Source organism: Virgibacillus sp. L01 (assembly GCF_052246775.1).
Taxonomy (GTDB): domain Bacteria; phylum Bacillota; class Bacilli; order Bacillales; family Amphibacillaceae; genus Lentibacillus.
Window position 1 is genome coordinate 549,620 of the sequence record NZ_JBQQCP010000001.1, and the last position, 14,860, is coordinate 564,479.

Here is a 14,860-nt window from a genome sequence, read left to right on the forward strand (position 1 = left end):
TCTTACTTTATATAATATTTTCAAAAAAGAGGAAGGTTATATTAAAATATAACCTCCACATTTCTTACCTTATTCCAATTCTGATTGGCCGATTTCTACGATTTTATTATATACTTCCTCGCCCCATACTTCCTTACCTAAATTATCACGAACAACTTGTGTGGCTTCTTTAAAAGCTTCAATGTCTGGGTCAATAAACTCAACCCCACTTTCTTTCATTTCCTTCATCATTTCTTCCGCACTTTTATCAAGTTGTTGTTGTGCATACTCTTCACCCTGCTTCGCTGCATCAAGGAAGATTTGCTGATAGTCTTCGGGTAAGCTTTGGAAGAACTCTTCGTTAACAGTTACAAAAGCTGGCTTAAACATATGGTTTGTATTAATTACATAGTCCTGAACTTCGTGAAAACCAGCAGCATAGATAGTTTCTAGTGGGTTTTCCTGACCTTCTACTAACCCAGTTTGAAGGGCATTATATACCTCACCAAAATCCATTGGTGTTGGGTTTGCACCTAAAGCTTCAAATGTTTGTACATAATAATCTACTGCCGGAGAACGTAATTTCAGCCCTTTCATATCTTCCGGGTTGTGTATTTCTTTATTTGAGGATACTACTCTTGGGCCACGTGGTAATATACCGATATTTCTTACACCTTGCTCACTCTTTAATTTACCATTCCATTCTTTACCTACGTCAGATTCTAAAACTGCTGTCCAATGCTTATTAGATTTCATTAAATATGGAAGGGCTAGATACTCAATTTCATCCAATCCAGGATCCCCACTTGACATCATTTGAATCGTGCCCATCTTCACTTGCTCCATTTGTTCTGCTGTTGACCCAAGTTGATTCCCTGGAAACAATTCTACTGTTACATTTCCATCAGTTTCTGATTCCACAATTTCTTTGAATTTCTCCATACCCTGATAAGCAGGTTCACCCTCACTTGCCCAAGTACTATATGTTACTTCAAATGTTTCTCCTTCGTCTTTCGCGCCTGAGCCTGAACTGCCAGAATCTTCTGAACAAGCTGCTAAAAATAACATCACTGTTATAATACCTAAAGTTAAAAGTAATTTCTTCATTTCGAGAAGCCCCCTAATTTGTAATTTGATTTTATAAATGTTGAATCTAGTATTTTTGCCTTGGGTAAACTCTTAAATGTTACACCTCCTTAAATTATTAAAATAAAAGCTTATTTCAACTTCATATTCGAATTAGATACCTTTTCAACTAACTCTGTTCCATATTCTGTTAAATAAGTTACTATCTTTTCGCCTCTAGATGCTGATGAATGAGACGGATTTCCCATAATTCCTTTAACTGAAATTTCCTCCATATTAAAATATAAGTTAGCTGAAGAGTCCTTTAATTTTACTTTTTTAAAGTTTTCAATTTCAAAGTTTTCCCACTTATGATTAACCTCCAGACTTTCTTGTAGAAGGTCCATTCTCATGTCTTCTGGATATAAATAACACATAATCGAAGTTAAAGGCTCTCCGCCATGACCTGATGGGTCTTCCTCATTATAAATCTCAGACTTTTTCTCTGAACTCAGTGTTTGCCATAAATCTATTGAAGAGATCATCACTTTATGATTTCTTCTTATATTTCTGGCTACCTGATCAACTGCTGGTCCATTGCCAGCATGTCCATTAAAAACTACGATTTTAGAGATACCATGCTCCATTAGACTTACAAAAATGTCTCCTAAAATTCGAATTACAGTCTCTTGAGAAAGCGAAACTGTACCAGGATATCCCCTAAAATACTCGGAATTCCCAAAAGGTATTGTAGGAATATAAAGAGCGTCCGTTTTATCCGATACTCTCTTTGCAATTTCAGTAGCAGCAAGGAAGTCTCCTGTTATAGAGTGTGGTCCATGCTCCTCCATTGAGCCTAAAGGGACGATTACTACGGGATCCTCTTTAAAAGCGTTCTCTACTTCTTTCCATGTCATTTGATGTATTGCACTCTTTTTAATGTTCATTGTTATCTCTCCTAAGACTAATTGTTAAAAAAACATATTTACAAAAACTAATGAAAGTGTTGGAACAAAAGCAACTACAAATGCTGATACGACTAAAGGAACATACATAGGCATCATTTCTTTAACTAAGGTCGTATATTTTAATTTAGCAATATCTGCAACAATGTATAGTAATATTCCAACTGGCGGTGTTGCACCTCCAATAGTCAAACTTAATACCATAAGCACACCAAAATGAATTGGGTCAACCCCCACTTGCATGACAATTGGTGTTAAGATTGGGGCGAAAACTATAATTGCTTCAGACGGAAGCATAAATAATCCGATAAGCAGTAAAAATACAACCATCATAGTAAGAATGACGTATTGATTTGTTGAAATCCCTAAAATAATTTCTCCTAAAATAACTGATATTCTTGACCTTGTAACTACCCAAGCGAATACTGTTGCTGCTGCAAGGGTGAATAAAATATTTGCAGTGTCAAAACTTGATCTTTTTATAATTCCCACAAAAGATTTAACATTTACGTTCTTGTAGTAAAAGAATGTAATAATTATTCCATATAATACAGCTATTGCTGCAGATTCTGTTGGAGTAAAAACCCCGCTTACTATTCCCACTACAATAATTACTGGTAGCAACAATGCTAAGAAACCTGATGAAAAAGCACTTCTAGCTTCCTTAAATGTTGCTTTTTTATAACTTGGATAACCTCTTTTGGTTGATAAGAAATAGGTATAAACCATAAGTGAACCAGCTAGCATTAGTCCAGGAATGATTCCGGCAATTAATAATGGTCCGATAGGCTGTTGAGTAACAATTCCGAAAATTATTAGTGTAATACTGGGAGGTATTATTGGACCAACGATTGAAGAAGCAGCAGTAACAGCAGCAGCAAATTTTTTATCGTAACCTTCTCTTTCCATTGAAGGTATTAACACTGACCCTAATGCTACCGTATCCGCAGTCGCTGACCCGGAAATACCCGAAAACATTACACTAGCTAAGATGTTTACTTGAGCAAGTCCACCTTTAATGTGACCAACAATAACCCGTGCAATATCAATGATTTTATTTGTAATACCTCCTGAATTCATTAACTCTCCAACTAATAAGAAAAAAGGGACAGCGAGTAAGGTAAAGGAGTCTACCCCTCTAACCATGCTTTGAGCAACCATTCCCAAATCTACTCCTTCAATTACTAAGTAGACTAGAGATGATAATCCGAGAGCAAACGCAACCGGCATACCTAACACAATTAATAAGACCATTAATAGGACAATTATAAAAATCATTTGTGCAACTCCTCCTCTCGCAAATCATTATCATTATAAGAACCGGCTTTAAAATCTTTTATATCATTAATGCTTCTTATTAATGTGTATATAATCATTAATAATGACCCGACAGGTGCTGCTGCTCTCCAGAAAGAGAAAGGAATCTCTAATGCTCCAGTTTTCTGATAGTGCGCTACCATTACTACTTCAATTGATGTGTATATTACAATTGCTAGAAAAGTTATGATAACAGTTCTCATAATTAAAGTGGTTACCAAGTGCGTTCTTGCTGACATATTTTCCTGTACAAGATTCACTGCTAAATGCTTATCATCAAATGAAACAACGGCCGTACCAAGAAATACCATCCATACAAGAAGGAATCTTGATAATTCGTCAGTCCAAGTAAGAGGACTGTCTAGAACAAATCTACAGAATACTTGAAGTAGTGTAATAACTATAATAATTACCAGCAGAAAGCTACATAAATAACGCAGAAAATATGCCATATCCTTACGTTTTTTCAAAGTCATACCTCCTTTTTTAATCGAAAAAAGCTACATATCAAAGTTTTCACTATTTCTTGTAAACACCACTTTATATGGCCAATTTTCCGATTTAACAAAATACTCAACATACTCAACCGGTTGGAATTCGTAATTATAAGATGTCCTGTTTATCTTTAATAAAGGTGATCCTTTGTCGACTTCTAACAAGTAACTGGTTTGATCGGTTGCACTCACGGCTGTGAGTTCTTCACTAACATATTCGAAATTAATACCAAGTAATTCTGATGCAAATTGCCGCATGTATAGAATATCTCCAGCAGCCTTTATTTTTTCAATATCAACTTGTACGTAATAATGATTAAGAAGAAAAATGGGCACTTCGTTCTCTTTTCTTAATCTTGTTACTTTATCGACAGGAGTATTTTTTACAAGGTTTAAATTATTTGTAATATCTTCCTCGACTATTGCTCTTGATACATCAATAGTTTTACATTCTAAAATACTGTTTTTATTACTAAAGTGAGTGCTGAATCCTCCCATTGGTGTCCATGGAGCCGAAATAGAGTTTTCTGCAATAACAGTCCCAATACCGGGTTTTCGGACAATAAAACCCTCGGTTTGTAATTTCCCTAACGCCTCTCTAATGGGGGCTCTACTAACTCCATAAATTTCTTGCATTTCATTTTCCGTTGGAATTAAATCTCCAACAGAATAATAACCAGACTTGATTTTGTTATAGATATCATCGAATATCATAGAATTTAAAGATTTTTTTATGTTCTACACCTCCAACAACTAACTTTGTACTAATAAACATTAACTTTGTTATAACAAAGTATCTTTTTTTACATTCTACTCATAATTATTATAATTGTCAATATATTCTTCATCTTTTTTCTCTTTAGAAACTTCTGGAAAATATTTAACAAAAGTTACATATAAGGGGGTTGACGATAGAAATCAGATAACACTGAATGGCAGGATTTTGGCGATTCGTTTAACATTTTTATTAATTAAACGTACAAATGCTAAAATTTTAACATTGACTATCAATTTTTCCATCCATGGCCGTACTATAGGTAATTAATCAATGAGGTAAATAGCTTGCAATTAGAATCAAACATGAAGAATGAAACCGGATTTAAATAACGAATGACTAGTATAATTGAAGACTTTGAATACCTCTTGAGGAATCTAGTAGTGCGTGCTATCTCGAAGATGAAACTTCGGAATCTATTAAAAAAATAACGCCTAGAAAAATAACCTAATATGTTTAAACCAAAATCGAACCAACCATCACATATATAAAGTAGCATCGGATAAAAAATAAATTTTTCAATCCAGATGCCACTTTTTCAGCTTGAGATACGATAGTAATAAAAAGAAAGGGACTATCTGCTAATGCAGAAAGTCAATATTCTTGGGGAAATTCTTGCAAAAGCTGGGGAGTTGTCCCACGAGTAGAGCTCTCTGTCGCGCGAATTGCCCCTCTACCTTACAAGTGTGGTAAGGATCTAATCCCGAAACCATGCTTAGAATAAGATCACTAATTAAGTCGTTTCTTAGATAAAGGAAAACATAAGCGCTATTCTTGTGCTTTCTGCAAATTCGAAGTGAGCTTTCGAAAAGCATCCACACTACAAAAGCTTCAAAGTAAAATACATAATTGAACAAATAAAGCAATGGAACCTTCCCTATGCTTCTAATTATTTTAAATAAGTGTAAATAAAAAAGCACCCCGCGATTAGAGTGCTGTTAGACTATAATGGGTCTATATCGTACTCACCAAAAAATCTTTGAAGGGTAAAACGCAGAATAGCAAGCATCAACTAACAGTTTCTTTTCTTTATCAAGATCATCATAATCAACGATTAACTTTATTGATATATGTCCAGTAATAGCCATTAAATTCAAGGCCAGAGTAATCAACATGAGGGTATTGTGGATCAATTAAAAGATGCAAAAAATAGAGATAGAAATTTTTTATATTATAGTGGAGATAAAAAAGACTTTGACAAGTTAGTGGATGAGGTCAACAATGACAGATAAGGAAGCCCATTAGGAGGTTGTTTGGGGACTTAAAGCCAGAGTGCGACTTGCTGAAATGAAACCATTTAAAATCGACCCTAAACTCGTATTTCGAAATTAAAAAAATATTTTGTCCGTAAAACCACGTGAGAAAGCTGGAGACGTTGAAAGTTCAAATGTCTCATCTTCCGTTCTGAATGTATACGTGTTTTCATTGATTTGTAAAGCCTCATACAAGATTCCTATCTTCACTCTTTACATATATCTTTATGAAGAACACCTTCTCCATTCTTTATTTTCCAATTCCATTATATCATATTCATCATTTAGTACATTAAAAATGCATAAGCATGGAGATGCTTCTTATGCATCCTATAGTGTGTTCCAGTGTGTTCCCTTTTCTCATCAAAAGCAGTTCAATCAATGCATACTGTCTGAAAAAATTCCGTTGGACATACAACGACATAATCCGAGAAGTGCAGGCATTCAGGCTACAAGTTTACCTTCCCGATCCGTGCGGCCGAATCAATTGGAGAGCAGGAAAAAAAGTCAAATATCACATGAAAAAGTGGCATTAACTAATGCCACTTTTCCTATTTTCATATTAGTTCTACTTGTAATTACTGAGAAAAGGAATACTCTTTTAATATGTCGCCTATCATAGCAGAAAAATATAAATTAAAGTGTTGTAGGGTGAATTAACAAACCAGCTCCCGGGACAAGGAACCTGTCCCCGGTGTCCCCTTAAATTATCCCTTGCATGCGCAGGATTACTTCTGCTATTAGGGCTGATCCGACAAATGTTCCTATTAATACTAGACTTGCTACTACAAGGGTTTTCCATCCAAGCTGCATAAAGTCTGTCCAAGACCTACCAATTGCAATACCTGCATAGGCCAGTATTGGTGTTGCTAGAGCAAGTAACTGTACTTCACCAGTCCAGGCAACTATAGCATCTGACCCGGGCATCCACGGCATTGATACTAGTACACCGATGATTGCAATATATGCTACACTCGGGAAATCTATTGGTATAGCTTTGTTTAAAATAAAACCTGCCAGACAAATAGCAATTAGAATTATCATACCAGGTATTGCCACGAGTGGCACAATATCATAGCCTGCCCAGTTACCTAATAACGATGTAAAACCAAATATAGCTAATAACAATGTCCATTCCTGAATATTTTTTAACAAGGTAACTCCCCCCTATTTTGTGATGACTTTCTCTTCATCCTCTGCCACTTCCGGATTTTTTCGGTTACGGCGGCGTGTCATTAATGCGTACATTTTTTCTGTTAAAGGTAAGCCAATGAAGATACTAATATAAAGTCCTGTTGATAGCGAAAGCAAGTTACTGGCACCTGCAAATGCAACGATTTGTGTCTCCATTTCAGGAAACGCTGCAATCAGTGATCCACTTGCTGCAGCCATCATACTGCCGCTCCCAATACCTGAGGCCATTGCAAACGATAGGGGATCTAATGGAGTTAATGTCGCGAGGAATCCAGCAATCAGCCCCATGAATACAGCTCCGAAAACTGTACCGAAGATATAAACTGCCATGACTCCCCTTCCTTCAGGTGAGCTTATCCCATATTTATCCATAATTAAACCCACGTTAGGTTCGCGCGCAACGGAGTGCGTCATACCGATGGATTCTCGTTTCAAGCCTAACCAGATAGCAACAGGTAGAGCGAGGAATATTGTCCCTAAGTTTCCTAGTTCCTGTAACAGTAAAGCAGGACCGGCTTCTATAATCTGCGGTAATGATGGCCCGATAATAACCCCGATTTTTGCCAGCAATAATGCTACACCAAGTACAATAATTGGTTCCGCATTTTTTGATTGTTTCTCTTTAACTACAGGTGTGAAATATAGAATTAACCCGATAATCAATGCATAAAGCATAGGCAACAGCAAGACGACCCCTGGGCCGATTGAGAAGCTGAATGTTCCAATTGCTTCTGTAACAATAACAATTAATAGCACTAGCGCATGAAGTCTCCAGTCTTTCCATAATCCTTGTGCAACTTCACTACTCATCATAACTCCCCCTTATTTAAAAATATCAATCTACTACCCCTTTTTTCCAATATCAGCTAACGTGTTATAAACAGCCGAGGAATCCTGTTTACCTCTTCCCTTATGATTTGAAATTCGATAAAGCTGATCAATCGGTTGACTGACATACGTCGGTATAAACTGAGCTTCTGCTAGATTACGATACAGGTCAATATCTTTTAGCATGTTTGTTAGAGAGAAATTAACATCATCAAAGGTTCCATCTAAAATATTCTGTCCAAACACCTCCATTACCTTTGTTTGCGCTGAGCCATTCTGTAAAATTGAAGCTATTTTATCCTTTGAAACACCCGACCTTTCACCAGTTAAAAACGTTTCACTTAAAAGTGTTATCACACCCCCAACCACCATATTGTGGCAAAGTTTAACTGTCTGACCGGCACCACTTGGACCTATATACTCAATATGTTTTCCAATAGAATTTAGAACGGGCAATAGGCTTGGGAATAATTTATCATATCCTCCAACCATAATGGTAAGTTTTCCATCTTCCGAACCAGCTGGTCCACCGCTTAAAGGACAGTCAAAAAAGTCAATTCCACGTGTTTCAGCATACTCATACAACCATTTTGTAACCTCCACATCGTTTGTGCTCATATCCATAACCTTCGTTCCAGCACGCATCGAGTCGATCACGCCTTCTTCCACTAATGTTTTTTTGACTAATTCAGGAGATGGTAATGATAAAATCAAATAATCTACTTCTACTGCCATTTCGGTTAAACCAGCGTAAGCTTCTGCCCCGTCATTTACTAGACTTTGAACTGCTTCTTTATCAATATCATAAATTAGTACCCGATAACTACTTTTCATTAAATTTCTTACAATACCGCGCCCCATCAGGCCACAGCCAATGACACCAATCGTTTCCAATTACTGAACAACTCCCTTCTTCGCTGTCTGGTATTTATGGATTTATATAAACAGTCTTATAATCGGTCCAAAAGTCCAGTGCAGTTGAACCTTGCTCACGAGGCCCCATACTGGATGCTTTCTTTCCGCCAAATGGAAACTGATTTTCGAAATACGTCGATGGCATATTAACATGTGTTACACCCGACTCAATATTCCGTACAAAATGGAATGCTTTCTTTAAGTCATTTGTGTAAACTGTGGATGATAACCCGAAGTCACTATCGTTCGCTAGCTCTATAGCCTCTTCATATGTGTCTACGGCTATGATTCCAATAACCGGTCCAAATATTTCTTCATGAAAAATTGTCATATTCTTAGTAACATTGCTGAATACAGTTGGAGCAACAAAATAGCCATTTTCTTTTCCATTGTCCAGTAACCTCTGACCACCACATTCCAATGTTGCCCCTTCCTCAAGCGATACATCTACATAATGTAAATACGTGTTTAGTTGATGTTCATCAATAACTGGTCCGCTATCAACATTATCACCAAATCCTTCTCCAACAACAAGACGATTAGCTCGTTCAACAAGCTTTTCGTTTACTTCCTTCAAAATTGTTTTTGGTACAATCAGACGGCTTGTTCCGGTACACCGCTGGCCATTATCCAGAAATCCACTGACAACGATACTTTCTATCGCTTTATCTATATCAGCATCTTCCAGAATAATTGCTGGGTTTTTACCACCCATTTCAGCTTGTATGCGTCCGCCACGACTTGTTACCTCTTTTCCCAATGCGAGTCCAACATCAGTTGACCCCGTAAACGAGACTGCCTTTATTTTCGGGTTGCTTCCGATTGCGCCTCCAATCACGCCACCAGGACCTGTTACCATATTAACCACTCCGGCTGGCAGACCAGACGCTTCTAACAGTTCGATAATTTTTACACCAATTAATGACGTATTACTTGCCGGTTTAAAAACGACCGTATTCCCGGCAATAATAGCAGGGGCTATTTTCCAAATCCCAATCCCTAATGGAAAATTAAACGGAGCAATAACACCGACAACTCCAAGTGGCTCCCTAATCGTATATCCTAATATATTATCCATTTGCGTAGGAGCAGTTTCCCCGTTCAAACGTGTCGCTTCTCCACTAAATTGCTTCATCGCTTCTATCGTCTTACGTACCTCACCTTTTGCTTCACGGAATGATTTGCCTACTTCTTTTGTAATCAATGCAGCTAATTCCTCTTTCTGTTCTTCCAACAGCTTTATTAAATTAAACAAGACATCTCCCCGTTTTGGTGCTGGTGTGCTTGCCCATTCATGGAAGGCGTTTTCAGAAGCGGTTACAGCTAATTCAACATCTTCACCATTGGAACGCTGAAAATAACCAAGCTCCTCATGTACATTTGCAGGATTAATACTTGAAAACTGCTCTCCTGTCCTTGATGCTACCCATTTACCATTAATGTAGTTATTATATGTTTGTGTCACGATTTAGCCTCCTTAATAGGTTAATAATAATTATAATACTCTAAATTGTTAAAATAAATATGGCAGGCAACAAAATTTAAGTCTAATTTTTGTTGCCCGCCATATATAATCGCATTGCAATCACTAAATCCACCCAATCTTTTTCATTATTTAAATCAATCCGAAGAACTTCTTCTATTTTTTTCAGCCGGTAATATAATGTATTCGGGTGAATGTGTAATGCTTTAGCGACCTCTTTATGATTTTTATTTAGGTTAATAAAGCATTCCAGCGTATCAATAAAACTTCTATTTAAATTAAGTACACTACTAAGTTTGTCATACATAAACATTTGAATAGTATCCTGATCAACCTCATGGAGTAATCGCTCAATGCCTAATTTAGCGTACTCCACCACTTTCGCTGTTGGATTTGACTTTGCGTAACCAACTGACTGTACAGCCTCTTTATACGAATGTGCTAAATGATCAATCGTTGTTTCCCGACCAATTCCATAGATAAGCTGCTTCTTACCATCCCACTGTGCATCGATATTTTTCACAACAGAATCGACTACATTATCACTTATCTTTGGAACAACCAGAATTAATTGATACGCCTTTGTCAAAATAAAACTGTTACTGCTTATTGAAGCTATCACCTGTTCAATTGTTCGGACAAACCACTCTTTATCCGTTAACTTCTCCTGATTCCAGAGCGGTCCTGCTTTCCCTTCAATAATAACGCACTGCAGGTTCCACGTTTCATCCCACTGATTATACTGTAAGGCTCGCTGTAAATCGTCACTTGATAAACCTTCCAGCAATTGATTAAATACTTCTTCCCGGAAATGAAGTTCTTTTTCAAACAATGCATTGTTCTTCACTAATTCCAATGCTATTGTTAAGCTGGCATGTTCAATAGCTACCTGATCCATTCTTGAAAATTGATGGAACGGCTGTTCAAGTTCCAGAATCCCTAACACTTCATTTCCCCTGACAATGGGATACGCCGTTTCCTTATTTTCATAAAAAATAGTCGCCTGATGTGTCACTTTAGAATTTATAATAGACTCCAGCAAATTCAGCACCTTATCAATTCCGTCTCCACGAATAATTAATTTATAGAACTGATTATGAATTAGGGTTGATTGTGATAATAAATCATTTTTTTCCTTTAATCGACGGTAAACATTGGAGTTATCAATGGCAATCGCACTTTGATCAGCAACAACTTCGATCACTTTCATATCTGTCTCTGTAAAAGCATGATCCTCCTCGAAATTATCGACAACCAGGACACCAAGGCAATGATCTTTATTTAAAATAGGAACACAAAACGCATTCTTAATTTTCCTGTTTTGCACACCTCTATAGTAGTATTTATAGTTCTGCTCACTCATGTCCTGCATATAGGAATCAATTTCTTCTTCTGACTTAAATAGCTTCGACTTTCTTTCTTCAAAAACTTTACCCGTTATAGATTCGCCAGGTGAAAAGGCTATCTTACTCAAATTTTCTTTATCAATACCTTCACCCTCAGCCAAATATAATTTACCTGTCGGCTCATCATATAAATATATAATCAATGTATCTGAAACTTCTATAAGTTCCTTTGCTGCCTCAATTACATTTCGCAGAACCTCGTCCAGTTTTAAAGACTTTGTCAGCATTTTATTAATTTCCAGCAGCCTCTTAGCCTTTTGAACATTTATAAATTGATTACTATCCATGATAACCACCTTTTCTCAGGGTATAATCCAGCGCCTTTTCCTTTGATAATCCTATCTTAATTCCATTCAACACTAACATCACATAGTCCTGCAAATTAACATTAATTTAACAACACGCCCAAACAAAACTGCCAGATCCATGGAATATAAATCCCATAGACCTGGCAGTTTTTATACAAAAATCAATCTATCAAAATCTAGCCATTATCAGTCTCCACAACAAGCACCATACCATTTTCTATTTGAATACTGGTACCAGTAGTGGCGTTGTCTCTTAGCCAGTCATTCGCGTGGATACTCAGTACATAGCCGTTCTCAGGGATTAGGGAATTGTTTCCGCCTCTTTTTGTGACCGTTCCGTCGACGACAGTTACTTCATATCCCCACTGATTTGTTCCTGTTGTGTCTCCATGTTCAGGGGTGTATTGAATAAGTTCCCCTCCCCCACGGAATGTGTTGATGCCATCCAGTTTGCGGTAATCAACAACATCTAGATCCTTCCACATGCTATCAATCAGGAATGGTCTGATGACTTTTTGGCCAATCTTTTGTGGAATTTTATTTGCCTGTACCATCAATGTTCTAAGTTCTTCTTCATATTGACTTGCTTCATCTGACTGACCTTCTTTTTGTGCCATTAGGTAATTTACAGCTGTTTCGCCCGCATCAGCGTGTACTTCGAGATTCTGCAGATATGGTTCAATTGCTTTTAAGAATTCTTCATTGTCCACGTTTTGCTTAAGGGTTTCGGAAATTTGCTTTAGCTCTTCAAAATCAGCAGCCAGCTTGTCCGCGGCTTGCTCAGCATCATTCGTGTCATAGGATTTCCAGAACGCATCAATTGTTGGCTGTAACGTTAAATCCAAGGATGGTAATGTTAAAGCACTCTTGACCAGGAACGGTTTGATAACGCCTTGTCCAATTTTTTGCGGAATTTGTTCCGATTGATTGAACAACGTCATTAGCTTCTCCCTGTACTCGTTTGCTTTATCTGTCTGGCCATCTTTCTGTGCCATTAAGTAGTTAACGGCAACTTCACCGGCCTCACCATATAGTTCTAGTTTCTCCATATATGGTTTTACTTCCTCTAGAAACTTTTCATTTTCCATTTGCTGCTGAAGCTTTTGAGGAACCTGCTGCAGTTTTTCAAATTCAGCAATTAACTTATCTGCAGCCTGTTCAGCATCATTTGATACATAGGATTCCCAGAACGATTTGATTAGTGGTGTTAGCGTTAGCGACTCTGTATCATTAATCGGTGATGAATAGGAATTCTCAGCAAACGTTCTTAATACATCAGCTGCATCTCCACCAAATGATTGAATACTTTGCTCCCATGAGTTTCTCGGTTCATAATCAGCTGGATTCCATGAATAATCAGCAATTGTATACAGCGGAATTTTCGAAGCCTCCGCTTCATTCATTGGATTCGAAGTTAGACCTGTAACCCCACTTCCCGTTATATCAGCATCCCGTTTAACGAGCGGACCAAGAAACAGGCTGTTACGATCATAATCGTTTACTGGGTAATTATCCCATAGTAACAGATCGTGCTGGAAGATATCCCGAACCTTTTGTGCGCCTTCTGATGTAATTTGTTCAGAGACAACTTTCGGACCAGTCCACATGACAATCGTGTCCTTATGAAGCAATTCAGCAAACTGCTCCCGATATTCAGTCGTACCATTTCCGGAATAATCCGTTGGAACGGTAATCAATGGCTTTGCTGCTTCATGTTGCTGAATAAATTCTTCGGAAAAACGGTTCAATAAATATGCGTGCGCCGCAGCGATTGGATTTGGAGCGTCACCGAACTTAGCTTGGTCCTGTTCACAGTGTAAACTTTTACTAATATCGTCTAGAAAAATGGCATAGGAACGTACACCTATATCCCACATCGTCTCCATTTTCTGCTTCAATAAGGTAAAGTCCTCCTCACCCGAATAGCAAATGGATTGACCAGGAGACAGGGAGAAAGTAAAGTCCACATGATTCTCTTTTGATGTATCGATTAGTTCTTTAACTTTTGCCAATTCTTCCTCAGGATATGGCTCACGCCAATTTTCTCTATGATATGGATCATCTTTAGGTGCGTAGATATACGTATTCAGTTTATTCTCACCATAGAATTCCAATTGACTTAGCCTGTCTTCATGTGTCCAGGGCGGACCATAAAACCCTTCAATTGACCCACGGATTGGCATTTCTGGCCAGTCACGGATTTCTACTGCCGGAATCCAGTCCCGTCCTTCACGCTTCTTAATTAACTGATCAAATGTTTCAGCAGCATAATATGTTCCTGCAGCATCTTTTCCTGCAAGCACAACCTGCTTTTGCCCCTCTTTGCTCATACCAGATGCGAGCACATAGCCTTCCTCATCAAGTTCAGCTGGACCTTGTGTATTCAAACCTTCCAGAATCTCTCCGGATGCACTATTTTGGGAAGGTCCTCCAAGCCAAATGGTTACAGGCGTTTTTGGCTTTGGCTCGTCAGCGTTTTTCCTGACAACCTTCTTGACACCGGCCTTTTCAAGTGATTCCTCTACTTCCCTAATCGCAGAATCATCTGTGTTTTCCCCAATAACTAACCCAACTTTCGGGTTCAGTGGAAAACCATCGCCCCTTTTAATAAGTTCTTGTGGCGTCGGATGGATGGTAATTTCCCCTTTTTCCTTGGCAAAAATAGTTTTCCCCTGCTGGAGACCCATTAGCAATAGAATCCCTATACCGAGCAGACAAACTTTCTTCACCGATTTTAAAAAGTTAGATTTACTTCGCATCGTTCCACCTCTCCTTGTAATTTGTTTACTACTAGATTGGTATAATTACTTCTGGAGTTGGTCTTGGTTGTGGGTAAAAGAAAAGCTCTTGTTGTGGAGACATTGAATCTAGTAATTTG

Annotated in this window: 12 protein-coding genes; all 12 read right to left on the minus strand. The window is 37.8% G+C overall.

Annotation, left to right across the window (positions count from 1 at the left end; all coding sequences use genetic code 11):
• Positions 1-69: 69 nt before the first annotated feature.
• The 12 genes from ACTWQM_RS02505 to ACTWQM_RS02560 all read right to left on the minus strand — a co-directional run bounded on the left by ACTWQM_RS02505 (position 70) and on the right by ACTWQM_RS02560 (position 14,741).
• A complete protein-coding gene (locus ACTWQM_RS02505) occupies positions 70-1,086 on the minus strand; it encodes a TRAP transporter substrate-binding protein (protein ID WP_443256584.1) in 1,017 nt (338 codons plus the stop codon).
• A 110-nt stretch (positions 1,087-1,196) separates the two neighbouring features.
• Complete coding sequence (locus ACTWQM_RS02510) at positions 1,197-1,991, minus strand: creatininase family protein (RefSeq protein ID WP_443256585.1); 795 nt, start codon at positions 1,989-1,991, stop codon at positions 1,197-1,199.
• Positions 1,992-2,015: 24 nt separating this feature from the next.
• Positions 2,016-3,287, minus strand: coding sequence for a TRAP transporter large permease (locus tag ACTWQM_RS02515; RefSeq protein WP_443256586.1), 1,272 nt, complete (start codon positions 3,285-3,287; stop codon positions 2,016-2,018).
• A complete protein-coding gene (locus ACTWQM_RS02520) occupies positions 3,284-3,796 on the minus strand; it encodes a TRAP transporter small permease (protein ID WP_443256587.1) in 513 nt (170 codons plus the stop codon). Before ACTWQM_RS02520 ends, ACTWQM_RS02515 begins: the two co-directional genes overlap by 4 nt.
• A 30-nt stretch (positions 3,797-3,826) precedes the next feature.
• Positions 3,827-4,534, minus strand: coding sequence for a GntR family transcriptional regulator (locus ACTWQM_RS02525; RefSeq protein WP_443256588.1), 708 nt, complete (start codon positions 4,532-4,534; stop codon positions 3,827-3,829).
• Positions 4,535-5,923: 1,389 nt separating this feature from the next.
• Positions 5,924-6,058, minus strand: a complete 135-nt coding sequence (locus ACTWQM_RS02530; RefSeq protein WP_443256589.1) for a hypothetical protein — start codon at positions 6,056-6,058, stop codon at positions 5,924-5,926.
• Between the two features lie 492 nt (positions 6,059-6,550).
• Complete coding sequence (locus ACTWQM_RS02535; protein WP_443256590.1) at positions 6,551-7,003, minus strand: hypothetical protein; 453 nt, start codon at positions 7,001-7,003, stop codon at positions 6,551-6,553.
• A 12-nt stretch (positions 7,004-7,015) separates the two neighbouring features.
• Complete coding sequence (locus ACTWQM_RS02540; protein ID WP_443256591.1) at positions 7,016-7,852, minus strand: DUF3100 domain-containing protein; 837 nt, start codon at positions 7,850-7,852, stop codon at positions 7,016-7,018.
• Positions 7,853-7,885: 33 nt separating this feature from the next.
• A complete protein-coding gene (locus tag ACTWQM_RS02545; protein ID WP_443256592.1) occupies positions 7,886-8,764 on the minus strand; it encodes an NAD(P)-dependent oxidoreductase in 879 nt (292 codons plus the stop codon).
• A 34-nt stretch (positions 8,765-8,798) separates the two neighbouring features.
• Positions 8,799-10,250: an aldehyde dehydrogenase family protein gene (locus ACTWQM_RS02550; protein WP_443256593.1), complete on the minus strand. Its 1,452-nt coding sequence runs from the start codon at positions 10,248-10,250 to the stop codon at positions 8,799-8,801.
• Between the two features lie 82 nt (positions 10,251-10,332).
• Positions 10,333-11,961 carry a helix-turn-helix domain-containing protein gene (locus ACTWQM_RS02555; RefSeq protein ID WP_443256594.1) on the minus strand — a complete coding sequence of 543 codons (1,629 nt, stop codon included), beginning with the start codon at positions 11,959-11,961 and terminating at the stop codon, positions 10,333-10,335.
• Between the two features lie 197 nt (positions 11,962-12,158).
• Entirely contained in the window at positions 12,159-14,741 is a 2,583-nt protein-coding gene (locus ACTWQM_RS02560; RefSeq protein WP_443256595.1) for a beta-N-acetylhexosaminidase family protein, read from the minus strand.
• Positions 14,742-14,860: the final 119 nt, after the last annotated feature.